Below are 24,374 nucleotides of genomic sequence, written 5' to 3' on the forward strand. Positions count from 1 at the left end.
TGAAGAAATATATAAGAGCATTTTTAACAAGGGGGAAGCTAGTTTTGGTCACAAACAATCCATTCGTTTTATTACGGCGGGAGCTGCATAAAATACCGGAGTTAGGGTTCCGTGAATTTAAAACACAGCAGTTTCTGTTAGATTACCTGTATTCTCTCCCTCAGGACAATTTGGAAATTAAAACTTGGAAAACGGGTATTTTTGTAAAAATCAGCGGAAGTAATCCTTCCAGGATGATCGGGTATCGTGCTGATATAGATGGCCTCCCAATTACAGAGGAGACAGGCCTGCCGTTTAAATCAGAGCATAGTGAGCAAATGCATGCCTGTGGACATGATTTTCATATGTCAATTGCACTTGGCTTAATAACGAAATTCATAGAAGAACGCATTAACGATGATTTGCTGTTTATTTTTCAGCCAGCTGAAGAAGGGCCTGGCGGGGCAGAACCCATGCTTAAATCTGACATAATGAAAGAATGGAAGCCTGATATGATATTGGCCCTGCATATTGCTCCGGAATATCCTGTCGGAACAATCGCATTGAGGGAAGGCTTGCTTTTTGCAAATACGTCGGAGCTATTTATTGATTTAAAGGGAAAAGGGGGACATGCCGCATATCCGCATAATACCAATGATATGATCGTGGCAGCATGTACCCTGGTCAGCCAGCTTCAATCCATCATTTCGAGGAACGTGGATCCCCTGGACAGCGCAGTCGTTACAATTGGAAAAATAACAGGTGGCACTGTTCAAAACATCATAGCTGAAAAAGCAAGGCTTGAAGGTACCATTCGCACTCTGTCTCCTGAATCAATGAAGAAGGTAAAAAGCAGAATTCAGGCACTTGTTAAAGGAATTGAAGTTGGGTATGAATGTGAAGCTTCCATCGACTATGGCAGCATGTATCATCAGGTTTACAATGAGGAGATCTTAACAAGAGAATTTATGGAGTTTGTCCGTTCCAGTACAGACATCAGCGTGGTTGAATGCCGTGAAGCCATGACAGGTGAGGACTTTGGCTATATGCTTGAAGAAATTCCGGGGTTCATGTTTTGGCTTGGGGTCGATTCAGAATATGGACTTCATCATGCCAGGCTGAATCCAAATGAAAATGCAATTGAAACCGCAATTGAATTGATTGCAGCATATTTAAAGTATAAAGGTTAAGGCACTTTACAAAGCTGATTTCAAAGATTCCATTTAGGGTCTATGAAATCAGCTTTTTGCTTGGAATTTATACGCGCAGCATGGAGAGGCATACATATTTGGAAAATCATTGTTTGATTTCAAAAAAAGTGCAAAATCAAACAAAAAGGGGTGGAAAAATACTTCGAAACTCGATATATTTAATATTACGTTCTAACTTTTCTAATTTTTCCGCAAACTAAAAGGGGGAATGCAGATGGAAACATTTAAAAAGTTAAAGCAATATTATTGGCCATTTAAACATTACTTTATTTGGTCCATACTTTTTCTGTTTATTGTGACAGCAATAACGGTTGTGTACCCAATGATCTTGCAGGTGACAATTGATGAAGTGGTCATTGGAGGGAATTATGGGTGGATCCCATATTTGGCTTTAGGTTTCATTGCCATAATGGCCGTAAAGGGGGCAGCGACTTATATTCATCAGTACACCGGTGATTTATTTGGAATCACATCGGTTTATAAGCTTAGAAATGTACTTTATGAAAAGCTGCAGTTTCTGCCTTTTAGATATTATGACAATGCCAAAACAGGCGATTTAATGTCCCGGCTGACTGCAGATGTCGAGGGATTCCGGTTCTTTCTTTCATTCGGATTTTCTGAACTCATTCGTTTTGGTTTATTGATCCTCATCAGTATGTCAGTTATGTTTTATTATTCTATTCCGCTGGCTATTGTCACACTGATTACGCTGCCTTTTCTGGCGGTAGTCACCTTTAGATTTGACAAAGCTGTACATCCCGCATTCCGGGGCATCCGAAAATCATTCGGGCACCTGAATACAAAGGTTCAAGAGAATATAAGCGGAATTAATACTGTGAAATCATTATCCCGGGAAGATTTTGAGATTAATAAATTCAATGACTCTAACAGTGATTATAAGGATAAATATCTTTTTACATCTGATATTTGGGCCAAATATTTTCCCTTAATGGAGTTTTTGGGCAATTTAAGTGTTGTACTGCTTCTGGCTTACGGCGGATATCTTGTTATGGCAGGCAGTTTGAAGCCAGGGGAACTTGTCGCTTTTTATAGCCTTGTCTGGTATATTATGTGGCCAATTATGAACCTGGGCTTCATCGTTAACCTATTTTCACAATCAAAAGCCTCCGGAGAGCGGCTCATTGAGATCCTGGAAGCAGATAATGAGATTGAGGATGCTGATACATGTCTAAAGGCAGAGCGTTTGCATGGTGATGTCGAATTCCGCAATGTTACCCTGAGGTACTCCAAGGATGTCAATGAAGCATTATCGGATATTTCATTTCATGCTGAGCCAGGAAAGGTGATTGGGTTAATCGGCTCTACAGGATCTGGGAAAACGAGCTTAACGCAGCTTATGACAAGATTTTACGAGCCGGCTGAAGGGGATGTAATGATTGATGGGGTAAATGTGCAGGAATACTCTCTTCAGTCTCTGAGAAGAAACATCAGCTTTGTTCTTCAGGAATCTTTTTTGTTTTCTTCTTCGATTAAAGCGAATATTGCATTTGGGAAGCCTGATTCAACCATGGAGGAAATTATTGAAGCTGCCAAACGTGCACAGGCTCATGAATTTATCATGGAGCTTCCTGGTCAATACGATACTGTTCTTGGCGAGAGGGGCATGGGGCTATCAGGCGGCCAGAAACAAAGGATTGCGATAGCAAGGGCAATTTGTGCAGATCCCAGCATTTTAGTTCTGGATGATGCAACAAGTGCTGTGGATATGGAAACCGAATTCAGAATACAAAAAGCTTTGAAGGAAGTAATGGCTGATCGAACTACGTTTATCATTGCCCATCGGATTTCATCCCTTAAGCATGCAGATGAAATACTTGTACTTGAGAACGGGAAAGTGGCTGAGCGAGGGACACATGAAAAGCTGCTAAAAAATAATGGCCCATATCAGCGGATTTACGATATTCAATATCAGGACCGGGATAAGGTTCTCCAATCAAATGCAGGCTAGGAGGTGCGTCCTTGAAAAAAAATAAATCGAAAAATGACAATGTGTTAAACAGGTTCCAATACTCTGCTGACGAAGTAATCGAAAAGCCATTTAACTGGAAGCAGATGCTGCGCTTATTCAGTTATATGGAACCTTACAGAAAAAATTTACTCCCGCTCTCTATTATTATGGTATTAATTAATACAGCAGTCAGGCTGATCATTCCTATCCTAATCGGTGTGTATACATTAGATAAAGCGCTAATTGAAAAGGACGGCCGGTTGCTCGCTGTCCTTGTATCTTTGATTGCAGGCCTTTACACGATTTCATATGCTGCAAATTATTTCAGGATTAAATGGATGAATAAGCTCGGCCAAAGTGTTATTTATGATCTTCGAAAACATTTATTTACACACGTACAGACGCTTTCACATCGTTTTTTTGATCAGCGTTCGGCAGGTTCCATACTGGTGAGAATCATGAATGACATTAATTCGCTTCAGGAGCTTTTTACAAATGGAGTTATTAATCTTCTAATGGATTTGATCATGCTGGCAGGGATTTTTATTATTTTATTTACACTAAGTCCTGAACTGACTCTGGCAATAATGATCATCCTGCCCATCATGTTTTTTATTTCAACCAGTTTGCGGAGAAATATCCGCAGGTCCTGGCAAACTGTCCGGTTAAAACAATCCAAATTGAATTCTCACTTAAATGAGAGCATTCAGGGGATAAGGATTACCCAGTCTTTTACACAGGAAAAAGAGAATATGGCATTCTTTGATGGTGTGAATACAGAGAACTTTGAAAGCTGGAGGGTTGCCTCCCAGAAAAACGCTATGTTCAGGCCGCTGGTTGAAGTGACCAATGCCCTGGGTACCGCTGTACTGATTTGGTTTGGGGCCCATCTGATTCAAACCGGATCAATATCGATCGGCATATTTGTTTCTTTTGCCTTTTATTTAGGGATGTTTTGGGAGCCTATTTCCCGGCTTGGAATGGTATATAACCAGCTGCTCATGGGTATGGCTTCCTCTGAAAGAATTTTTGAATTTCTTGATGAGAAACCAATCGTATCTGAAAGGGAAAATGCTGTGAATTTGCAGGAGATAGAAGGCAAGATAGAATTTGAGAATGTCACTTTTTCTTACGATGAAAAAAGAACAGCCTTAAATGGAGTTTCCCTTGAGATAAAAGCAGGGCAGACAGCAGCGCTTGTCGGTCATACAGGATCTGGAAAAACAACGATAGCGAACTTAATCAGCCGTTTTTATGATCCCACAGGAGGTACTGTAAAAATAGATGGCTATGATTTACAGGATGTTTCTTTATCAAGTTTGCGCAAGCAAATCAGTGTCGTTCTTCAGGATACTTTCATATTTTCCGGCACAATCTGCGATAACATCCGTTTTGGCAGGCCTGATGCAACGGATGAAGAAGTAGTGGAAGCAGCCAAAGCTGTCGGTGCACATGGGTTCATTGATAAACTTTCAAATGGATATGAAACTGAAGTGGAGGAGAGAGGGAATATTTTATCGGTTGGAGAGAGGCAGCTGCTCTCCTTTGCCCGCGCCTTGCTTGCAGACCCGCGTATTCTTATACTTGATGAAGCTACTGCCAGTATCGATACAGAGACAGAGATGAAGATCCAGCAGGCATTAAAGACACTTTTGAAGGGCAGAACGGCCATAATTATCGCACACAGGCTGTCGACGATCCGGGAATCCGATCAAATCTTTGTGCTCGATCATGGAAATATTTTAGAGCAGGGGAATCATAACGAATTGATGAATGCAAAAGGTGAATATTTTCATTTGGTTAAGGCACAATTCAATATGCTTGAAGCAATTTAATGAACAAAATAAAACCTCCTGGCGGAGGTTTTATTTTGTCAGGGGAAGTAAGGTCTAATAGCTTTACTGCTGTTTGTGCTATTATGGTATTATTGTCTATATTGCTAACTTTGCTGGAGGAAGATAGGATGAAGAAAGAATTTGCTGTTATCGGACTTGGACGTTTTGGAGGAAGCATCTGCCATACTCTGGCTGAAGAAGGCATGGAAGTTATGGCGATTGATGTAAATGAAGACCGTGTGAACGAATTTGCAAGAGTTGCTTCGCATGCAGTAGTTGGCGATACCACGGACGAATCTGTTATCAAGAGTTTGGGAATACGTAATTTTGACCATGTTATTGTGGCGATTGGCGATAATATTCAGGCCTCTATCCTGACAACCTTAATTTTAAAAGAGGTAGGAGTTAATAAGATCACGGTTAAAGCGCAAAATGATTATCACGCTAAGGTATTGAGGAAAATAGGGGCAGATCAGGTTGTTCATCCTGAAAGGGATATGGGCAGAAGGATTGCCCATAGTATCGTATCAAATAATGTACTGGATTATCTGGAGCTCTCTGATGAGCATAGCATAGTAGAAATCGTGGCTAATGAAAAACTTGCCGGCCACAGTATTATTGATCTCGATATCCGGGCAAAATACGGAATCAACATTGTAGCAATTAAAAGAAAAAATGAAATTATCGTATCTCCGCAGGCGAATGAAAAAATACAATTTGACGATATTCTTATTGTTATTGGAGCAGACGTAGATATCAACCGCTTTGAAAAGAAAGTGATGTCATAATCAGAAAAAGGCTGTATCGCTCATGTGAGCGATACAGCCTTTTTATCTGTATATATTTATAGATCCGTATATCCCGTAAAACAGGGTCTTTCCGTTATGGAATATACGCCTTGGGTCTTTTAAACTTCCATGATAATCGGCAAAATCATTGGACGGCGCTTGGTTTTTTCATAAAGGAAAGGTGCAAGCGTGTCGGTAATTTCATTCTTGATTTCTGACCATTGTGTTGTCCTGCGTTCCATAACCTTGCTTAAGTGTTTTGTGATGAGTGACTGTGCGTCATTGATTAAATCTCCGGATTCCCTCATATAGACGAATCCGCGGGAAATTAAGTCAGGTCCTGCAGAAATTTTGAAATCCTTCATATTGATGCTCACCACGACAACCACTAAACCTTCTTCAGAAAGAATGCGGCGGTCCCGTAAAACAATATTTCCGATATCACCGATTCCGCTTCCATCAATATAAACAGACCCAGACGGGATTTTTCCGGCTACCTGAGCAGAATCATCGCTGAGAGCCAGAACTTCACCATTATCCATGATAAAGCAGTTTTCTGCCTCAACTCCACAATCTACAGCCAATTTGGCATGCATTTTCTGCATTCTGTATTCACCGTGAATCGGCATGAAGAATTTTGGCTTTATTAAGCGAAGCATAAGTTTCTGTTCTTCCTGGCCGCCATGACCGGAAGTGTGAATATCGCTTAATTTACCATAAATGACTTCTGCGCCTGCGCGGGAAAGTCTGTCAATCGTTCTGCTGACACTAATTGTGTTTCCTGGAATAGGTGAAGAAGAGAATACAACCGTGTCGCCAGGAATGATCTGTATCTGGCGATGCGTTCCATTGGCAATTCTTGAAAGGGCAGCCATCGGCTCTCCCTGGCTTCCTGTACAAAGAATTGTTACCTGGTTGGCTGGAAGTCTGTTAATTTGATGTGCATCAATAAAAGTATCTTTTGGTGCCTGTATATATCCTAATTCCTGTCCAATATTTATGGCTGCTTCCATACTTCTGCCAAAGACAGCAATTTTTCTGCCATTTATAACGGCTGCTTCAGTCACCTGCTGAAGACGGTGGATGTTGGAAGCGAAAGTGGCAAAAATAACCCGTCCTTCGACTTTTCTGAATATGTCATGAATGCTGTCGCCGACTCTGCGTTCAGACATGGTGAATTCAGGTATTTCACTGTTTGTGCTGTCAGAAAGCAGGCAAAGTACGCCTTCTTTACCGATTTCAGCCATTTTCGTCAGGTTAGCCGGCTCTCCTACAGGGGTGAAATCAAATTTGAAGTCCCCGGTGTGAACAACTTGTCCAGGAGGTGTTTTGACAACGATTCCATATGAATCAGGAATGCTATGAGTGGTTCTGAAAAAAGTCACGGATGTTTTTCTGAATTTAATGATATCGTCTTCCTTGATTTCATGAAGAGTCGTCTGTCTTAACAGTCCGTGTTCTTCAAGTTTATTTCTCAGGAGCCCCAGAGCAAGTTTTCCGCCGTAAACCGGGATGTTAACTTCTCTTAGAAGATATGGAATTCCTCCAATATGGTCTTCATGGCCGTGAGTGATAAATAACCCTTTTATTTTATCTTCGTTTTTAACTAAATAAGTGTAATCAGGAATAACATAATCGATTCCAAGAAGTTCGTCTTCAGGAAATTTAATTCCGGCATCAATCAGGATAATTTCATCCTGGAATTGCACAGCGTAAGTGTTTTTCCCGATTTCGCCAAGTCCGCCCAGGGCAAAAACGGCTGTTTGATCATTTTTAACAAATTTCATAAATTACTCAATCTCCAATACTTTAAAGTCTTCACTTTGTTTTTCATATTCCAGGAAATCTCCCTGAACAGATGCTACAAATTCAATATTATAGTTGCGGTCAGCAAGCTTTTTGCGAACGTCTCTTTCAGAATCGCCTTCCACAAAAATAGTTTTTGTTTTTTCTCTAACCGGTACCTCTGTCTTGGAATCCTGATAATATACCTTGAAAATCATTACTATCTCTCCTTAATCCGATAAAAAACTTTTATCTAATATATAAAATAATAACATGTATTACATGTTTTTTCCTGCGGGATATGAATATTAATTCTTCTTAATGCCAAGACGCTTCCGAATCTATGTAAAAAGTATACTAATAACCAATTTACAATAAGGAAGGAGCCCTTCGCAAGTTTGAAGGGCTCAAATTTGTCAGGCAATAGATTTTTTTCGAAGCATTTCATTCCACTGTTTTAAAAGCTTTTTTCTCAGCTTCTTTAACATAGTGGATCAACTCCTTACTTTCTATTTTAAACGATCCTTGTCCAAAGTAAAGGCAGCAAGGACGTTTTCACACGTTTTTTGTAATTAATGTGGTTTTTTTGAAGCTGTTCAGCTCCACCGGGCTGCTTTTTTTAATCTGCGTCCTTTGCGGGCAAGGAGATTCCGCTTTTCTTAATTATATTATATGGTAAAATAAATGAATTTATCGTGGGTAAAAATGGAAAATGCTATTCTTTTTAGCAATTGAAATTGACTTTTTCACTTTATGGGTTTAGTGTTTTATTACGATAAAATATGTAATGAAAGCCAGCAGAATATTGCTTGAAAGGAAGATTGTTTTATATGAAAAAGATTGTTTTCTTTGATATAGATGGGACCTTGTTGGATCACGAAAAAAATTTACCGGATAGTACGAAAGAGGCAATAGAAAAGCTGAAAAAGAACGGGACCTTTGTGGCGATTGCTACCGGCAGAGCTCCTTTCATGTATGAGAACCTGCGCAATGAACTAGATATTGATTCATTTGTAAGCTTTAATGGCCAATATGTCGTATTTGAACACGAGCCGATATACCGTAATCCTTTAAAAACGGCTGAAATTGAAAAGCTATATAGGCATGCACAGTCAAACGGACATCCATTAGTGTTTATGAATGAGAAAACAATGAAAGCCTCAGTATCCCATCATCCATTTATAGAGGAAAGCATGGGGAGCTTAAAGTTCCCCCTTCCTGAGGAAGACCGGGAGTTTTACAGCGGAAGGGAATTATATCAATCACTTCTGTTCTGCGAGAAAGAAGATGAGGAAAACTATATTTCTTCATCTGCATATCCTGACTTTGGCTTTATCAGATGGCACCCATATTCCGTAGATGTATTGCCTGCTGGCGGGTCTAAAGCTGAAGGGATCAAGCAAATGATTAAAAGACTCGGATTTGATTTGAAGGATGTATATGCCTTTGGAGATGGGCTTAACGATATAGAGATGCTGAATGCTGTCGGAACAGGGATAGCAATGGGCAACGCAGAAGAAGTGGTAAAGAAGGCAGCAGATCGCGTAACATCAGGAGTTGACAAGGAAGGTATCTGGAAGGGATTAAAGGAGCTCGAATTAATATAGCAGCGAAAAAGCCTCCGGTTTCATAGCTGGAGGCTTTCTTTTGTAATGCTGTGAATGTATCGGCATTCTAGCGTTCTACAGCAATGGCATTTTCGATTGGCTCAAAAGGATTTTGTTTGTTTATGTGATCATAAAACATGATTCCGTTTAAATGATCAATCTCGTGCTGGAAGACAATCGCAGGCAGACCTTTCAGCTTGAGTTTTACTTCATTGCCATCCAGGTCAATGCCTTTAACAGTAACTTTTGAATATCTGGGCACAAAACCGGGTATGGATTCATCAACAGACAGACAGCCTTCTCCTGCAGCCAGATAAGACCGCTGGACAGAATGGCTGATGATCTTAGGGTTGAAGAATGCATAACTGAACAGCTCGCCGTTATAGGTTACATGGACAGCAATCATCCTTTTGGAAATATTAATTTGAGGAGCAGCTAATCCAATGCCTGCCCTTAATCCATATTTAGCAGCAAGCTCTGGATTCTGGCTGTTTTTTACATAGTCCATCATTTCCCTCAGTATCTGTTTTTCTACTGGAGATGGAGGCATGTTTACTTCCGCGGCAATTTTCCTTAATGTTGGGTGGCCATCGCGTATAATATCTTGCATGCTCAGCATGGTTATCACTCCCGCTATGTAATAAAGATTAAAAAAATGGCTAAATTATTGGCAAGAAGACCATCTGCATAGCAAAAGGTTTGCCAGGTTTACGTTAATATTAATATATTCAGTCTATCAGAGAGGCGGAAAAAAGTTAATAAGAGAAGGCGCTTTTGGCACCTTCTCAAGTAATTAAAACTTCCAGCAAGCGCAGCCAACTATGATTAAGAGAATGAATAATACTACAATTAACGCAAAGCCTCTGCCGCAGCCGGCACCCGCTACTGGATAACCGCATCCATAACCGTATCCGCCATATCCGTACATGAAGGATAACCTCCCTAAAGTAAGATTATCGTCCATCTTTTTTCCTTGCCACATCGGACGATTAATATAGCCTATGTTTTATATGATGAATGGTGTAGGCCTATGCCCAAGTCATAAAGGAAAAATGCAGCGAATAAATTTTAAATACACTTCTAAAAAGGACAAATTGTGAACTGTTGTGAAAAGTGTCAAACCAAAGGGCTATTGTCAAACAGGGCGGGTACCTTTATAGTTAAAAATGTTATTAGTAAGGAGGTTTCAACGTGTCAATTTTGAACAAAAGCAGACTGTTGCTTGTTTTTATAATCTTGGCTATCTTCCTCTCAGGCTGTATGAACAAGCCAAAACCAGAGGAAAAAGTGTATGATGTTCTGGAAAATGTAGTTGAAAAAGAAAAGGACTTTGAAAAGCAGCAGGAACCGCTGGTAAAACTGGAGAAAAGAGAAAAGGAATTATACGATAAAATTATCAACCTGGGAATGAAGGACTTCGAGGAAATTAAGAAGCTGTCTGACGAGGCTTCCTCGATTGTGGATAAGCGGAAAAATCATATGGAGAAAGAGCAGGAAAGCATCCAGGCATCCAAAAAGGAATTTGAATCTTTATCTCCTATAATAGAGGATATAGAGAGTCAAAAGCTGAAAGATAAAGCTAAAAAACTGCAAGAAATTATGATGGAAAGATATAAAATACATGACACTCTTTATGAGGACTATTCCAAAGCGCTTAAACTGGATAAAGAGCTGTACGCAATGTTTAAAAAGGAAGACCTTACTCTCGAGCAGCTTGAAAATCAAATTAACGAAATAAATGAAATGTATGAAAAGATCTTGTCTTCAAATAAGCATTTCAATGAAAAAACAAAAGAGTATAATGAAGCAAAACTGGATTTCTATAAAGAAGCAGGGCTCGAAATAAATACAAAAGAATAATATTAATGCCGGCATGTAAATGCGCGGCATTTTTTGATTTTTGGGCTTTTAATGCGTATGGAGACATCGGGTCATTATGAATCCGCTTATTTAAATTTATGCAGGCGTCTTTATTTCAAAATAATGAGAGGTGAAATTTCTTTACTATAACACATGAAAATATAATAGTTTTTTATAATACAGATAGGGTGCAGGCGTTAATACAGTTATGGAATTTGATATAGAATATAAAAAGTATGGTAACTGTAAAAAACAAAAAGCAAGGTAATTGACGAAGGTCCTGAAGGTGTATTAAACTAAATCTCGTAAGTATTTCTGTATCAATTTTGTTGCAAAATAAACTGATACAGAATATGATAGTTAAAGATGAACAGAAAGACGTTTTTTTAGAAGTGATCTGTGGAACACTAGTTGTAAGTATGCATATGGCAGAAAAGAACGTTCTGCTATTTAGAGATGCTAATAAAAACATGCCTGGAAAAGTACTTTTTTGCTTTTTGAAAGAGTATCTAATATGGCTTCGTTTTGGGTAACCTAAATTTTGTGTATAAAAACTCTTAATTAACGTCTTTTTATGAAAGGAAAGGGTGACTGATATGGCTTCTAAAACAAAGAAGGCACAATTCGATGCGAAAAAACAGCTCGAAACAGTTGAAGAACAGTTCCAAACTCTACAAATTTTAAATGAAGAAGGCAAGGTTGTTAATGATTCAGCAATGCCTGACTTAAGCGATGAGCAGCTTCAGGAATTAATGCGCCGCATGGTTTACACCCGCATTCTTGATCAGCGTTCTATTTCCCTTAACAGACAAGGCCGTTTGGGCTTCTATGCTCCTACTGCCGGACAGGAAGCTTCTCAGCTTGCATCTCATTTTGCGCTGGAGAAGGAAGACTTCATTCTTCCAGGTTATCGTGATGTGCCTCAAATCATTTGGCATGGCCTTCCGTTATACCAGGCTTTCCTATGGTCCCGCGGGCACTTCGAAGGCGGAAATATGCCTGAAGGTGTAAATGTTATTTCACCTCAGATTATCATTGGAGCACAATATATTCAGACTGCAGGGGTTGCCCTTGGCATGAAAAAGCGCGGCGAAAAGAAAGTTGCCATCACTTATACTGGCGACGGCGGTGCTTCACAAGGTGACTTCTATGAAGGCATCAACTTTGCAGGAGCATTTAAAGCACCTGCTATCTTTATTGTGCAAAATAACCGTTTTGCAATCTCTACTCCTGTTGAAAAACAATCAGCAGCTAAAACAATTGCTCAAAAGGCAGTGGCGGCCGGTATTCCAGGAATTCAGGTTGATGGCATGGATCCGCTTGCTGTATATGCAGCTGTTCGCGAAGCCCGTGAACGTGCACTTAATGGTGAAGGTCCTACATTAATCGAAACGCTGACATATCGTTACGGACCGCACACAATGGCTGGAGACGATCCAACCCGCTACCGTACTTCTGACCTTGATAATGAATGGGAAAAGAAAGATCCTCTTGTTCGTTTCCGCAAATTCCTTGAAGACAAAGGAATCTGGAATGAAGATATGGAAAACGAAGTAATTGAACAAGCAAAAGAAGATATTAAAGAAGCTATTAAAAAGGCTGATGAGACACCTAAGCAAAAAGTTACTGACCTTATGAACATCATGTATGAAGAAATGCCTTACAACCTAAAAGAACAGTATGAAATATACAAAGAAAAGGAGTCGAAGTAAGCCATGGCGCAAATGACAATGATTCAGGCAATTACTGATGCTCTTCGCACAGAATTGCGCAACGATCCGAATGTATTGGTATTCGGTGAAGATGTGGGCGTTAACGGCGGCGTTTTCCGTGCTACCGAAGGCCTTCAAAAAGAATTTGGCGAAGAGCGTGTATTTGATACACCGCTGGCTGAATCCGGAATTGGCGGTCTGGCTGTCGGTCTTGGTTTACAAGGCTTCCGTCCGGTACCTGAGATCCAATTCTTTGGATTCGTTTATGAAGTAATGGATTCGATTTCCGGTCAGCTGGCACGTATGCGTTACCGTTCCGGCGGAAGATATAATTCACCGGTTACGATCCGTTCGCCATTCGGAGGAGGGGTACATACTCCTGAAATGCACGCTGACAGCCTTGAAGGTTTAATGGCGCAGCAGCCTGGACTAAAGGTTGTTATTCCGTCAACTCCTTATGATGCAAAAGGGCTTCTTATCTCAGCAATCCGCGATAACGATCCTGTTATCTTCCTTGAGCATATGAAGTTGTATCGTTCTTTCCGCCAGGAAGTACCTGAAGAGGAATATACCATTCCGCTTGGCAAAGCAGAGGTTAAACGTGAGGGTTCAGACCTGACAATCGTTACTTACGGGGCAATGGTCCATGAGTCTTTAAAAGCGGCTGAAGAACTTGAAAAAGAAGGGAAATCTGCCGAAGTTATCGACTTGCGTACTGTCGCACCTCTTGATATTGAAACAATTATTGCTTCTGTTGAAAAGACAGGAAGAGCGATTGTTGTTCAGGAAGCACAAAAACAAGCTGGTATTGCAGCAAGTGTAGTGGCAGAAATCAATGATCGTGCAATTCTTAGTCTGGAAGCACCAGTTCTGCGTGTAGCTGCACCAGATACGGTATTTGCTTTCCCGCAGGCTGAAACAGTTTGGCTTCCAAACTATAAAGATGTAATTGAAACAGCTAAAAAAGTACTTGAATTTTAATTGAATAACTAATGACACAAGGGGGAAAATATCCCCCTGACGTGTTTTACTAGAACGATTGAAATAATAGGAGGGTGAATTCCATTGGCATTCCAATTTAGATTGCCTGATATCGGTGAAGGTATCCATGAAGGTGAAATCGTCAAGTGGTTTGTAAAGCCGGGTGACGAAGTACAAGAAGATGACGTGCTTTGTGAGGTTCAAAATGATAAAGCGGTTGTAGAAATTCCTTCGCCAGTTAAAGGTAAAGTTGAAGAAATCCTTGTTGAAGAAGGTACAGTGGCAACTGTAGGTCAAGTTTTGATCACTTTTGATGCTCCAGGATATGAAGATCTTAAATTCAAGGGAGACCATGAGGATGAGGCTCCTAAAGAAGAAAAAACAGAAGCACAGGTACAGGCTACTGCTGAAGCTGGTCAGGATGTAAAGAAAGAGGAAGCTCCTGCACAGGAGGCTCCAAAAGAAGGCGTCGTTATTTCTGACACGGATGTGGATCCTAACCGCCGCATTATTGCTATGCCTTCAGTCAGAAAATACGCTCGTGATAAAGGCGTAAATATTCGCCAGGTAGCTGGAAGCGGCAAAAATGGTCGTATCCAGAAAGATGACATAGATGCATTCTTAAATGGCGGTGCTCAAGCTAATGAAGCGCCTGCACAGGAAGCTGCTCCACAAGCTGAAGCAAAAGAAACTGCACCGGCAGCTGCACAAGCAATTCCTGCTGGACAATATCCTGAAACTCGCGAGAAAATGAGCGGAATCCGTAAGGCTATTGCAAAAGCTATGGTAAACTCTAAGCATACAGCTCCACACGTTACATTAATGGATGAAATTGATGTTACGAAACTTGTTGCACACCGCAAGAAGTTTAAAGAAGTTGCAGCGAATAAAGGAATTAAGCTTACATTCCTTCCTTATGTGGTAAAAGCATTAACAAGTGCATTGCGTGAATTCCCGGCGCTAAATACTTCAATTGATGATGCAGCAGGTGAAATCATCCAGAAGCACTACTATAACATTGGTATTGCGGCAGACACTGAAAAAGGTCTTCTTGTACCAGTTGTTAAGGATGCAGACCGCAAATCTACATTTGCCATTTCAAATGAAATCAATGAATTGGCTGGTAAAGCACGTGACGGCAAACTTGCTCCAGACGAAATGAAGGGTGCTTCTTGCACAATCACAAATATCGGTTCTGCAGGCGGACAATGGTTCACTCCTGTCATCAATCACCCTGAAGTTGCCATTCTTGGAATTGGCCGCATTGCTGAAAAGCCGGTGGTGAAAGATGGAGAAATTGTTGCTGCTCCAGTATTAGCATTATCACTAAGTTTTGACCACAGAATTATTGATGGAGCAACTGCACAAAATGCATTGAATCACATCAAGCGTTTACTGAACGATCCAGAACTATTGTTAATGGAGGCGTAATTACAAATGGTAGTAGGAGATTTCCCAATCGAAACAGATACTATAGTCATCGGTGCGGGTCCAGGGGGATATGTTGCAGCAATTCGTGCAGCACAGCTTGGACAAAAAGTTACGATCGTAGAAAAAGCAAATATGGGCGGAGTTTGTTTAAACGTTGGATGTATTCCTTCAAAAGCTTTAATCGCAGCAGGACACCGCTACGAAAATGCTAAGCACTCAGATGTAATGGGAATTACAGCTGAAAACGTAAAAGTTGACTTTACAAAAGTGCAAGAATTCAAATCCGGTGTAGTCAAGAAGCTTACAGGCGGAGTTGAAGGACTATTAAAGGGAAATAAAGTTGACATCGTGCGCGGTGAAGCTTACTTTGTTGATGGTAACACCCTTCGTGTAATGGATGAAAATTCAGCACAAACTTACACGTTCAAAAATGCAATTATTGCAACAGGATCCCGTCCTATTGAATTGCCGACGTTTAAATTCTCTAAACGTGTTCTTGATTCAACAGGCGCTCTTGCTCTTCAGGAAATTCCCGAGAAAATCGTTGTAATTGGCGGCGGTGTTATCGGAATCGAATTGGGCGGCGCTTATGCGAACTTTGGTTCACAAGTTACGATCCTAGAGGGTGCAGATGATATTCTTGTCGGCTTCGAAAAGCAAATGACATCTCTTGTTAAACGCAATCTGAAGAAAAAAGGCGTTGAATTCATTACAAAGGCATTTGCTAAAGGTGTTGAAGAGAATGAAAATGGAGTTACAGTTAAGTTTGAAGAAAAAGGCGAAGAGAAATCTCTTGATGCAGATTATGTATTTGTTATGGTCGGAAGACGTCCAAATACAGACGAGCTTGGCTTAGAGCAAGCTGGCGTTAAGATGACTGAACGCGGTGTTATTGAAATTGATAAACAATGCCGGACGAGTGTAAGCAACATTTATGCGATCGGTGATATTGTTGAAGGTCCTCAATTAGCTCATAAAGCTTCTTACGAAGGTAAGATTGCTGCTGAAGCCATTGCAGGTCATAATGCAGAAATTGATTACTTGGCTATCCCTGCGGTTGTTTTCTCTGAGCCTGAATTGGCGTCTGTTGGATATACTGAGCAGCAGGCTAAAGAAGAAGGAATCGAAGTAACAGCAGCGAAGTTCCCATTTGCAGCCAATGGCCGTGCCCTTGCACTTGATTCCACTGATGGATTCTTAAAGCTTGTTACACGCAAAGAGGATGGACTTGTAATTGGTGCGCAAATCGCCGGTGCAAGTGCATCTGATATGATTGCAGAGCTTGGATTGGCAATTGAAGCAGGCATGACTGCAGAAGATCTTGCAATGACTATTCATGCACATCCTACATTGGGTGAAATCACAATGGAAGCAGCGGAAGTTGCTATTGGAAGCCCAATTCACATTGTAAAATAATTATACAAAAAAATCCTTCCCTGGCAGGGAAGGATTTTTTTGTGGATGATTACGGATTATCGATCTTTTTATCCATGGCTTTGGCGAGAGGATAAATGATCTTATCTTTAGATACAGTGCCTTTTATTTCTACTAGAACTTTGTCCTGATACACCAGCAGCATGGCAGGACAGTTTTCTACCTCATAATTGCTTAAGTGACTCGCTTCTACTTCTGTAATCACTTTCATATCTTTAATCAGTTCAGGATAGCTTCTCTTTAATTCGATGATGGCATCATAATAGGAGATTTCCTGCTCATATTGTTTATTATCAGTAAAAAAAATAAGCTGCTTAACACTGTCGTCTATCTTCAGCTCTTCTTTTACTTCCTTATGATTGCATGAAGAGGTGACAAGTAAGAGTGCAGTAATCAATAACAATGGCAGACCTTTCATCCTTTTGCCCTCACTTTATAATAAATTCCACCTTTTTACACAAAACTGCAAAAACAGTATAGAAGTCATGAGAATTTTCCACCCTTTTGACAGAAGGTAAGCAATTCATAATAATTATGAGTATTTTATCATATGGTAAATGGAAATATTAGCTTGTCATTCAAATGTTACAGAAATGAAAAATAAGAATATCCTTTTCAACATATATTACAAACACAAGTGTTTCTTCTATTAAAATAACGGGTAAGGATTAAAAAATTTGGTGGTGGAGTGTATGAAGATTTATACAGCTCTTTTGCTGCAGATGTTAATCTGGAGCGGATATACTTTCATTGAGTGGCTGTCAAAATATGATCAGCTCGTTTATAAAGTTATAATGTTTTTTGTTTTCTTCTATTTGGCAATCAATATTGGGAATTGGGTTATTAAGTCAGCAAAGAAAACATTTATGGTTACCGTTATGAGCTTAAGTTTATATGCTTCTTTTCATTTTGCGATGTCCTACATTACACATTGGTAATTGGGGAAGATACAAGCAAAAAAATCGGCACCCATTTACAGGTGCCGATTTTTTTTAGTCTTTATCATCTCTTTTTTTTTGGTATGGTTTCTTCTTTAAACGATTTAGCCAGCGAGAGCACGATTAAAAGCATAATGATAGTAAAAGGAAGCGCAGCTATAATAGAAGCTCTTTGCAGTGCTTCCAGCCCTCCCGTCCATAAAAGGATGGCTGCAGAAGCAGATTGGATAATGCCCCAGACAAATTTAACTTTGCCCGAAGGGTTCAGGCTTCCGTTTGTCGTCTGCATCCCAAGAACAAATGTAGCTGAATCTGCAGAAGTTATAAAGAATGTACTGATCAAGAATATAGCCAATAAGCTTAGGACAGTGCTGAAAGGGAAGTTATCAAACACGGTGAACAGTGCAACTTCCATTCCCTGCTGTTCGATTGTTTCCATAATTGGCTTTGCCTCAAAGAATTCAAGGTATATGCCTGTTCCTCCAAATACTGAGAACCAAAGCGCTCCAAAGAGCGTAGGAACAGCAAGCACGCCGATGACGAATTCTCTTATTGTCCTTCCCCTTGATATTCTGGCTATGAATGTGCCGACAAATGGTGCCCAGGCAATCCACCATGCCCAATAAAAAATGGTCCAGTCCTGAAACCATGTCAGCTCCTGATCAAAAGGACTGAGCCTGAAGCTCATGGAAGGAAGATTTTGAAGATAAGAGCCGATCGTCGTTGTAAACAGATCCATAATAAAGTTTGTTGGCCCAACAAACAGCAGAAATAGCAATAACGAGATAGCTAAAATAATATTTAAATTACTTAAGTATTTTATTCCTTTGTTTAAACCGGTTTGTGCTGAAATCATAAACAATATTGTCACAACCAAAATAACAACCAATTGAGTGGTGAAATTATTGCCGATGCTGTCAAATGTTTCAGAAAGTCCGCCAGATATTTGAATGGCTCCGAGACCTAAGGATGTCGCAACACCAAAAACAGTAGCAAAGACGGCTATAAAATCAATTAATACTCCAATTGGACCATCCACTTTGTTCCCTAAAATTGGCCTTAAAATGGAACTGATAACTCCCGGTGCACCTTTCCTGAACTGAAAATAAGCGAGTGCAAGCCCAATAACTGTATATATAGCCCATGGATGAAGCCCCCAATGGAAGAAAGAGTACCTCATGGCAGCTCTTGCTGCTTCTGGTGTCTGCCCTTCTAGGAAAGGTGGCGCAAAGTAGTGATACATTGGCTCCGCGACTCCCCAAAAAACCAGACCAATTCCCATCCCTGCACTGAAAAGCATGGCAAACCAGCTTATGTAGCTATATTCGGGCCTGTCTGCATCCTTTCCCAGACGAATATTTCCGTACTTGCTGAATGCCAAAAGGATTGAAAAAATTAAAAAGATAGAAGCTGATAAAAGGTAAAACCACCCGAATTTTTCCAATATGAATCCCTGAACAGATGCTGTAACAGAATCTAGGTTACCATTTGGCAGTATGGTCTTCGGAACTAATCCCCATATAATAAATATTGCTGTGAATATGACTGAAACCGTAAAAACGGGAGTCAGTTTCTTCATCAAATCCCTCCAGTCTTAATAAAATAAACCTAATTAAAATAATTCTGTAAAACTTCCAATCCTATAAATGCAGGCATTAAACATCCTGCTTTCCTGATAGTGTTTGCTTGATTTTTAAGCAATTGGAGCTCAGCAGGGGAGAGCAGCTTCCCGGAAACAGACTTTAAAGTAAAATCGAAAGAATACAGAAATCCAATCTGATTTTTAAATTTTACTTTTAATGTTCAAACCGAGACTGTTTCGGGTAAAATCAGTAGGTAATAGTAAGAATCCTAAGGGGAACTACTTTTTTAAAAAGGCCATGTTACATACTAACACTTATGAAAGGGAGTTTAAAGAAATATGCATTAAGGAGGTAACAATGAGAAAAGCTATAATTTTTATTTGTATTACTTTCGTTATAATCCTGACAGCATGTACGGATTTTTCGGCTGAAGAAGATAAGCAATCAGATTTTGAAAAAGAAGAAGAAAATAACTTGGCTGATCAATCTAATGTTCCTGCAGCTAAAACTGAAAAACCCCAAGCTGATGCAGGTGAAAATCCGAAAGAAGAAGAGGTATCTCTGCCAGAACCGCAATACAAGATAAATGAACATAATTGGTCAATAGAACCAATCAATAAGGCCAATTCAAAAGTAGTATTACTAACCATTGACGATGCTCCTGATAAAAATGCATTGGAAATGGCCAGGATTTTAAAGAAACTTTCAGCACCTGCAATCTTTTTTGTTAATGGGCATTTCATAGATACCCCGGAAGAAGCAAAAGTTTTGAAGGAAATTCATGAACTTGGCTTTGCTATTGGCAATCACACAAATAGCCACCTCAACCTGAAAAGCTTACCTGAAGAGCAGCAGTATAAAGAAATTGTTGGCCTAAATGATCAAGTTAAGGAGATTATTGGAGAGAGGCCAAAATTCTTCCGGGCACCATTCGGGTCTAATACAGACTACAGCAGGAAAATTGCTGAAGCTGAAAACATGGTGCTCATGAATTGGACATACGGGTATGACTGGGAGAAGGAATATCAATCAAAAGAAGCCTTAGCAGATATAATGGTTAATTCACCTTATTTATCGAAAGGTGCAAATTTATTGATGCATGATAGGGAATGGACAAAAGAAGCCTTAGAGGATATTGTGAAGGGGCTTAAGAATAAAGGATTTACTCCAGTTGATCCAGTTCTGATCAGCACGGAAACAAAATGAGAACAGCTCCTGCTGTTCTCATTTTTAAATAATTCGATTATTTTCTTTTATAAAAATACATAACTCTTCCATTGAAAAGGTGCAATTCACCTTGAAGTTTTTTAGCGAGAAATTTGCAAAATTCATTTGCTTTGCCTTTATCTCCGAATGTAGCACCTTCCGGCAATGTAACTTGTATGTAAGACTGCTCACGTTCAGAACCGTCTTCATCCTTCACTTTTTCTTTGTCAATGCCAAGCAATATGGCGTTATATCGGTCATGTTGAGAATGCAGGTAAAACCAGGTTCCTTTTGCTTCAGGCGTCTCTTTTATCTCATAAGGAAAAGCAGCATCATCATATTCCCATTTAATCTGGCTGCCTGTTTTTCCAGTAATATCCCTATAATATAAAAAAAGTTCTTTAAGCTCTTCTGTTGAAATATTTTCCTTAGCTGATGAAGGAACCAGCTTGATAAATGAATTAGCTGCCAACTTCTTTCCCCCCATTATCCCAATAATTATGGTAATGAACATCCTCTTCCATTCTAGCATTAGATAAAATCTTATGACAACTTAAAATAGTAAGGGAAATTTAAATTACTTGTCAAATAGCCTAAAATGAATTATAATAATATTTAGAATATTATTATAAATAAGGAGGAATCTTATGGATTTTTTTGAGAAGCTCTATGATGAGCATGAAAACGTGAATGTCCGTTTTGTTGGCTTTACAACGGAGTCAACGCGTTATGATTTTGGAATCGTATATACAAACCTCTTCTTTTCCAAGCCTCTGGTTATTTGTATGCAGACAGGCCGCTCAACCCTCCTCGACCCTAAAGATCTCGAAGACATCGAATATTTGCAAAAGGCATTCAAGCTTGATTTATACGAACAGGCTGCAGATTTAAGCGAATTTTTCTTAGAAGCAATCCCAGGTGCCCGTTTTGAGGAACAATATGACTAAAATAATATAAAAAAACAGGCCATAAATGGTCTGTTTTTTATATTATGACATACTATTTATAAAGGGTATTAATGGGTAATAAGGGAAATGCCAATTTAAAACAATAATTATGTTATACAATTAGGCTTGATAAATTAATAATGTTATATTATTATAGATTTAAAGATAAAGCGCTTTCAAATAAAACTCATTGAAAAGGAGAATGAAAAGATGGGTACAATCGTATGCCAGGCTTGCAATTCAACTATTGATCACTTTGAGGATGAAAAAGTAACTGTTTTATATTCAAAAAAATGCAATTGCTGCGACGGAGAAAAAACAGAGAAGACAAACAAATAACCATTAACCATAAAAAGAGCCTTTCCTAAATGGAAGGCTCTTTTGCATATTATCTGATTGCCTTGTGCTCTTCAATAACGCGAAGATACTTGAAATCATAATCCTCTGGTCCCTGAACCGGCAGTCCAGCTTCCATGTTCGTTTTTATATAACGGAGGTTTTCCCCGGTTATGATTTCTCCCGGAATAAAAATAGGTATCCCAGGCGGATAAACCATAATGAATTCAGCAATTATTCTGCCCTCAGATTCGTCGAATGGAACAAGCTCTGTATCAGCATAAAATGCATCACGGGGTGTAAGCGATAAAACGGGAATGTTAGGGAGAAGCACTTGAGTTTCAAGCTTTTCAGTATTCCCTTTGCGATCACTGGCGAGTTCGGCAAGAGCAGAAACTAAAATATCGGCTTCCCGTTCAGAGTCACCAGGGGTAACAATGCAAAGGATATTATATAAATCAGACATTTCTACTTCAATATTATGATGTTCCCGAAGCCAATTCTCTACATCGAAACCATTCATGCCAAGCTCTTTGACTGAAATAATCAATTTGGTCGGATCATAGTCATGCGCCGCTTTGGTTTCCAGTATTTCTTCACCGACACAATAGAGCCGGTCAATCTCATTGATGCGGCGGCGAATGGATTGGGCCAAATCAATCGTCTTTTGAATGAGTTCCTTTCCCTCTGTAGCCAGACGTTTCCTGGCAACATCCAGGGAGGCAAGCAATAAATAGGAAGTGGAAGTTGTTGTCAGCATGCTTAAAATGGATTGGACCCTTTTAGCCGAAACAAGATTACCTTTCATATTCAAAATTGAACTTTGCGTCATGGACCCGCCCAGTTTGTGGACAGATGTTGCTGCTAAATCAGCACCTGCCTGCATGGCGGATAATGGCAGCTCATCATGGAAGTGAATATGCACACCATGGGCTTCATCAACCAGTACGGGCACATTGTATGAATGTGCAATTTCGACGATTTTCTTCAAATCTGCCGAAACACCGAAATAAGTAGGGTTAATCACTAATACCCCTTTTGCGTCCGGATGAAGTTCAAGGGCTTTTGATACTGATTCAGTTGTAATCCCATGAGATATGCCCAGGTTTTCATCAATTTCAGGATGTATAAAGATAGGAGTTGCGCCTGAAAAAACAATAGCAGACATGACTGATTTATGAACATTTCTCGGAACAATAATTTTATCTCCTGGACCGCATACAGCCATAACCATGGTCATGATGGCTCCGCTTGTTCCTTGAACAGAAAAGAATGTTTTATCCGCTCCAAAGGCTTCAGCTGCAAGATCCTGGGCTTCTTTAATAATGCCTTTTGGCTGATGGAGATCATCAAGCGGGCCAATATTGATCAAATCAATGGCAAGTGCATTATCACCAATATATTCCCTGAATTCCGGATCAATCCCTGCTCCTTTTTTATGGCCGGGTATATGAAACTGTACGGGATCCTTCTTTGCGTGTGCAAGCAAACCGCTGAATAACGGTGTTTTGTATTGAGACAACTTATTCCCACACCTCTTTAATAATAATATTTCTAAAAGCTTCAAGCTGATTTAAAACATTTGCATTATAGCATTATTCAATCCCTTTGCATAGAAAGTTCTATTGTTTTTTCATTCTGTTAAAGCGTGTCTTTTTCGGACATTCGCCTCCACAATTCAGTTTCCGTTTAGTTTTAGAAGTTAACAGGAATTTAAACCATATAAATCGAAATAAAAGTTATGAAGAAATGGAGGGTACATAAATGAACTGGAATACACGTGTGACAGAATTACTGAAAATTAAATATCCAATTATACAGGGCGGCCTTGCCCATCTTGCCTATTCAGATCTGGCTGCCGCTGTTTCAAATGCAGGAGGTTTAGGGCAGGTTACCGCAATGTCTCTCAGCAGTCCGGAAAAATTAAGAGACGAGATTCAAAAGGTTAAGAAATTGACAGATAAGCCATTTGGGGTTAATTTTGCGATTGGGCAGCATGGAAGACCATTCTCTGATTATCTGGATATAGCCATTGAAGAAGAAGTTCCCGTTATTTCTATGACAGGAGGAAATCCTGCACCTATTTTTGATCAATTAAAGGGTGTAAATGTTAAGAAGCTTGTTCTTGTGGCAGCAAAAAGGCAGGCAGTAAAGGCGGAGGAGCTTGGGGCTGACGCAGTAATGGTTGTAGGGCAGGAAGGTGGCGGGCATTTAGGCAGGGATGATATTGGAACCTTCATCCTCGTTCCTCAGGTGGCCGATGCTGTTTCCATACCTGTGATTGCCTCAGGTGGAATCGGAGACGGCAGGGGCTTGATGGCAGCATTAAGTCTTGGAGCAGATGGTATTGAGATGGGAACAAGATTTGTTGCAACAAAGGAATGCGTCCATGCTTCTGAATTATATAAAAACCGCTTAGTCGAAGGAACAGAAAATGACACAGTTGTCATTAAAAGAACTATAGGTGCACCTGCAAGGGTGATTGCGAATCCATGGTCGGATAAGATACTGGAAATCGAAAAACAAAACGGCGGCTATGAGCAGTTAAAAAATTACATTAGCGGGAATGCTAATAAGAAATATATATATGAAGGGAAAGATCAGGAAGGGTTTGCATGGGCTGGACAAGTTATGGGATTAATTAAGGATATCCCGTCCGTGGAAGAACTATTCGAGCGGATTATAGCAGAAGGTGAAACCATCAGGGGGAAATGGACTAATTAATGATAAAGTGAAACTTCAATCAGTGGGGGGCCTTATCCCCCAGTGATT

Annotated in this window: 23 protein-coding genes; 15 read left to right on the top strand and 8 right to left on the bottom strand. The window is 39.9% G+C overall.

Annotated elements, in window-relative coordinates; all coding sequences use genetic code 11:
* Nucleotides 1–44 precede the first annotated feature (44 nt).
* From CHI10_RS09540 to CHI10_RS09555, 4 genes are all read left to right on the top strand, one after another.
* The gene (locus CHI10_RS09540) at nucleotides 45–1,169 is read left to right on the top strand and encodes an N-acetyldiaminopimelate deacetylase (RefSeq protein WP_095244069.1); all 1,125 of its coding nucleotides are present in this window, start codon (nucleotides 45–47) and stop codon (nucleotides 1,167–1,169) included.
* A 235-nt stretch (nucleotides 1,170–1,404) separates the two neighbouring features.
* Nucleotides 1,405–3,159 (top strand): ABC transporter ATP-binding protein, encoded by a 1,755-nt coding sequence (locus CHI10_RS09545; protein WP_095244070.1) that lies wholly within the window; start codon nucleotides 1,405–1,407, stop codon nucleotides 3,157–3,159.
* Between the two features lie 11 nt (nucleotides 3,160–3,170).
* Nucleotides 3,171–4,994 carry an ABC transporter ATP-binding protein gene (locus CHI10_RS09550; RefSeq protein ID WP_095244071.1) on the top strand — a complete coding sequence of 608 codons (1,824 nt, stop codon included), beginning with the start codon at nucleotides 3,171–3,173 and terminating at the stop codon, nucleotides 4,992–4,994.
* Nucleotides 4,995–5,122: 128 nt separating this feature from the next.
* Nucleotides 5,123–5,782, top strand: a complete 660-nt coding sequence (locus tag CHI10_RS09555) for a potassium channel family protein (RefSeq protein ID WP_095244072.1) — start codon at nucleotides 5,123–5,125, stop codon at nucleotides 5,780–5,782.
* 119 nt (nucleotides 5,783–5,901) lie between these two features.
* On the opposite strand, the gene rnjA is transcribed toward CHI10_RS09555, so the two are convergent.
* Both rnjA and CHI10_RS09565 read right to left on the bottom strand, forming a co-directional pair.
* Nucleotides 5,902–7,569 carry a ribonuclease J1 gene (rnjA, locus tag CHI10_RS09560; RefSeq protein ID WP_095244073.1) on the bottom strand — a complete coding sequence of 556 codons (1,668 nt, stop codon included), beginning with the start codon at nucleotides 7,567–7,569 and terminating at the stop codon, nucleotides 5,902–5,904.
* Nucleotides 7,570–7,572: 3 nt separating this feature from the next.
* A complete protein-coding gene (locus CHI10_RS09565; RefSeq protein WP_095244074.1) occupies nucleotides 7,573–7,785 on the bottom strand; it encodes a DNA-dependent RNA polymerase subunit epsilon in 213 nt (70 codons plus the stop codon).
* Nucleotides 7,786–8,397: 612 nt separating this feature from the next.
* Here CHI10_RS09565 and CHI10_RS09570 point away from each other — a divergent pair.
* Nucleotides 8,398–9,174 (top strand): Cof-type HAD-IIB family hydrolase, encoded by a 777-nt coding sequence (locus CHI10_RS09570; protein ID WP_095244075.1) that lies wholly within the window; start codon nucleotides 8,398–8,400, stop codon nucleotides 9,172–9,174.
* Nucleotides 9,175–9,241: 67 nt separating this feature from the next.
* Here the strand turns inward: CHI10_RS09570 and def are convergent, their stop codons facing one another.
* A complete protein-coding gene (gene def / locus CHI10_RS09575; RefSeq protein WP_095244076.1) occupies nucleotides 9,242–9,793 on the bottom strand; it encodes a peptide deformylase in 552 nt (183 codons plus the stop codon).
* A gap of 174 nt (nucleotides 9,794–9,967) precedes the next feature.
* Nucleotides 9,968–10,102, bottom strand: a complete 135-nt coding sequence (locus CHI10_RS09580; protein ID WP_081757237.1) for a YjcZ family sporulation protein — start codon at nucleotides 10,100–10,102, stop codon at nucleotides 9,968–9,970.
* 263 nt (nucleotides 10,103–10,365) lie between these two features.
* Between CHI10_RS09580 and CHI10_RS09585 the strand changes: the two genes are divergently transcribed.
* The 5 genes from CHI10_RS09585 (at nucleotide 10,366) to lpdA (ending at nucleotide 16,574) form a co-directional block, all read left to right on the top strand.
* Nucleotides 10,366–11,034, top strand: coding sequence for a YkyA family protein (locus CHI10_RS09585; protein ID WP_095244077.1), 669 nt, complete (start codon nucleotides 10,366–10,368; stop codon nucleotides 11,032–11,034).
* Nucleotides 11,035–11,630: 596 nt separating this feature from the next.
* Nucleotides 11,631–12,746, top strand: coding sequence for a pyruvate dehydrogenase (acetyl-transferring) E1 component subunit alpha (gene pdhA / locus CHI10_RS09595; RefSeq protein WP_095244079.1), 1,116 nt, complete (start codon nucleotides 11,631–11,633; stop codon nucleotides 12,744–12,746).
* A gap of 3 nt (nucleotides 12,747–12,749) precedes the next feature.
* Nucleotides 12,750–13,727 (top strand): alpha-ketoacid dehydrogenase subunit beta, encoded by a 978-nt coding sequence (locus tag CHI10_RS09600; RefSeq protein ID WP_095244080.1) that lies wholly within the window; start codon nucleotides 12,750–12,752, stop codon nucleotides 13,725–13,727.
* Between the two features lie 84 nt (nucleotides 13,728–13,811).
* Nucleotides 13,812–15,158 (top strand): dihydrolipoamide acetyltransferase family protein, encoded by a 1,347-nt coding sequence (locus CHI10_RS09605; protein WP_095244081.1) that lies wholly within the window; start codon nucleotides 13,812–13,814, stop codon nucleotides 15,156–15,158.
* Between the two features lie 6 nt (nucleotides 15,159–15,164).
* Complete coding sequence (gene lpdA, locus CHI10_RS09610) at nucleotides 15,165–16,574, top strand: dihydrolipoyl dehydrogenase (protein ID WP_095244082.1); 1,410 nt, start codon at nucleotides 15,165–15,167, stop codon at nucleotides 16,572–16,574.
* A 49-nt stretch (nucleotides 16,575–16,623) separates the two neighbouring features.
* On the opposite strand, the gene CHI10_RS09615 is transcribed toward lpdA, so the two are convergent.
* The gene (locus CHI10_RS09615; RefSeq protein ID WP_095244083.1) at nucleotides 16,624–17,010 is read right to left on the bottom strand and encodes an NUDIX hydrolase; all 387 of its coding nucleotides are present in this window, start codon (nucleotides 17,008–17,010) and stop codon (nucleotides 16,624–16,626) included.
* A 274-nt stretch (nucleotides 17,011–17,284) separates the two neighbouring features.
* On the opposite strand from CHI10_RS09615, the gene CHI10_RS09620 reads away from it, so the two are divergent.
* Nucleotides 17,285–17,530, top strand: coding sequence for a hypothetical protein (locus CHI10_RS09620; RefSeq protein ID WP_048010632.1), 246 nt, complete (start codon nucleotides 17,285–17,287; stop codon nucleotides 17,528–17,530).
* Nucleotides 17,531–17,594: 64 nt separating this feature from the next.
* On the opposite strand, the gene CHI10_RS09625 is transcribed toward CHI10_RS09620, so the two are convergent.
* Nucleotides 17,595–19,109 carry a glycine betaine uptake BCCT transporter gene (locus CHI10_RS09625; protein ID WP_095244084.1) on the bottom strand — a complete coding sequence of 505 codons (1,515 nt, stop codon included), beginning with the start codon at nucleotides 19,107–19,109 and terminating at the stop codon, nucleotides 17,595–17,597.
* Between the two features lie 361 nt (nucleotides 19,110–19,470).
* Here CHI10_RS09625 and CHI10_RS09630 point away from each other — a divergent pair, with 361 nt between their 5' ends.
* A complete protein-coding gene (locus tag CHI10_RS09630) occupies nucleotides 19,471–20,319 on the top strand; it encodes a polysaccharide deacetylase family protein (RefSeq protein WP_095244085.1) in 849 nt (282 codons plus the stop codon).
* 37 nt (nucleotides 20,320–20,356) lie between these two features.
* On the opposite strand, the gene CHI10_RS09635 is transcribed toward CHI10_RS09630, so the two are convergent.
* Nucleotides 20,357–20,791 (bottom strand): DUF1885 family protein, encoded by a 435-nt coding sequence (locus CHI10_RS09635; protein WP_179288991.1) that lies wholly within the window; start codon nucleotides 20,789–20,791, stop codon nucleotides 20,357–20,359.
* Between the two features lie 175 nt (nucleotides 20,792–20,966).
* On the opposite strand from CHI10_RS09635, the gene CHI10_RS09640 reads away from it, so the two are divergent.
* Together CHI10_RS09640 and CHI10_RS09645 are read left to right on the top strand one after the other, a co-directional pair.
* A complete protein-coding gene (locus tag CHI10_RS09640) occupies nucleotides 20,967–21,266 on the top strand; it encodes a DUF3055 domain-containing protein (protein WP_035328617.1) in 300 nt (99 codons plus the stop codon).
* 210 nt (nucleotides 21,267–21,476) lie between these two features.
* The gene (locus CHI10_RS09645; RefSeq protein ID WP_048010629.1) at nucleotides 21,477–21,605 is read left to right on the top strand and encodes a GapA-binding peptide SR1P; all 129 of its coding nucleotides are present in this window, start codon (nucleotides 21,477–21,479) and stop codon (nucleotides 21,603–21,605) included.
* A 49-nt stretch (nucleotides 21,606–21,654) separates the two neighbouring features.
* On the opposite strand, the gene CHI10_RS09650 is transcribed toward CHI10_RS09645, so the two are convergent.
* Nucleotides 21,655–23,124 carry an aminotransferase class I/II-fold pyridoxal phosphate-dependent enzyme gene (locus CHI10_RS09650; protein ID WP_095244086.1) on the bottom strand — a complete coding sequence of 490 codons (1,470 nt, stop codon included), beginning with the start codon at nucleotides 23,122–23,124 and terminating at the stop codon, nucleotides 21,655–21,657.
* 242 nt (nucleotides 23,125–23,366) lie between these two features.
* Here CHI10_RS09650 and CHI10_RS09655 point away from each other — a divergent pair, with 242 nt between their 5' ends.
* Nucleotides 23,367–24,326, top strand: coding sequence for an NAD(P)H-dependent flavin oxidoreductase (locus CHI10_RS09655; protein WP_095244087.1), 960 nt, complete (start codon nucleotides 23,367–23,369; stop codon nucleotides 24,324–24,326).
* Nucleotides 24,327–24,374 lie beyond the last annotated feature (48 nt).

The organism is Bacillus sp. 7894-2 (genome assembly GCF_002272225.1).
In the GTDB taxonomy this organism is placed as follows: Bacteria; Bacillota; Bacilli; order Bacillales; family Cytobacillaceae; genus Cytobacillus.

Coding starts and splice junctions, on each gene's coding strand:
- CHI10_RS09640 (WP_035328617.1), top strand. CDS start 20,967: ATGGATTTTTTTGAGAAGCTCTATGATGAGCATGAAAACGTGAATGTC.
- CHI10_RS09555 (WP_095244072.1), top strand. CDS start 5,123: ATGAAGAAAGAATTTGCTGTTATCGGACTTGGACGTTTTGGAGGAAGC.
- def (WP_095244076.1), bottom strand. CDS start 9,793: ATGCTGAGCATGCAAGATATTATACGCGATGGCCACCCAACATTAAGG.
- CHI10_RS09625 (WP_095244084.1), bottom strand. CDS start 19,109: ATGAAGAAACTGACTCCCGTTTTTACGGTTTCAGTCATATTCACAGCA.
- CHI10_RS09545 (WP_095244070.1), top strand. CDS start 1,405: ATGGAAACATTTAAAAAGTTAAAGCAATATTATTGGCCATTTAAACAT.
- CHI10_RS09655 (WP_095244087.1), top strand. CDS start 23,367: ATGAACTGGAATACACGTGTGACAGAATTACTGAAAATTAAATATCCA.
- rnjA (WP_095244073.1), bottom strand. CDS start 7,569: ATGAAATTTGTTAAAAATGATCAAACAGCCGTTTTTGCCCTGGGCGGA.
- CHI10_RS09580 (WP_081757237.1), bottom strand. CDS start 10,102: ATGTACGGATATGGCGGATACGGTTATGGATGCGGTTATCCAGTAGCG.
- CHI10_RS09645 (WP_048010629.1), top strand. CDS start 21,477: ATGGGTACAATCGTATGCCAGGCTTGCAATTCAACTATTGATCACTTT.
- lpdA (WP_095244082.1), top strand. CDS start 15,165: ATGGTAGTAGGAGATTTCCCAATCGAAACAGATACTATAGTCATCGGT.
- CHI10_RS09570 (WP_095244075.1), top strand. CDS start 8,398: ATGAAAAAGATTGTTTTCTTTGATATAGATGGGACCTTGTTGGATCAC.
- pdhA (WP_095244079.1), top strand. CDS start 11,631: ATGGCTTCTAAAACAAAGAAGGCACAATTCGATGCGAAAAAACAGCTC.
- CHI10_RS09600 (WP_095244080.1), top strand. CDS start 12,750: ATGGCGCAAATGACAATGATTCAGGCAATTACTGATGCTCTTCGCACA.
- CHI10_RS09565 (WP_095244074.1), bottom strand. CDS start 7,785: ATGATTTTCAAGGTATATTATCAGGATTCCAAGACAGAGGTACCGGTT.
- CHI10_RS09630 (WP_095244085.1), top strand. CDS start 19,471: ATGAGAAAAGCTATAATTTTTATTTGTATTACTTTCGTTATAATCCTG.
- CHI10_RS09615 (WP_095244083.1), bottom strand. CDS start 17,010: ATGAAAGGTCTGCCATTGTTATTGATTACTGCACTCTTACTTGTCACC.
- CHI10_RS09620 (WP_048010632.1), top strand. CDS start 17,285: ATGAAGATTTATACAGCTCTTTTGCTGCAGATGTTAATCTGGAGCGGA.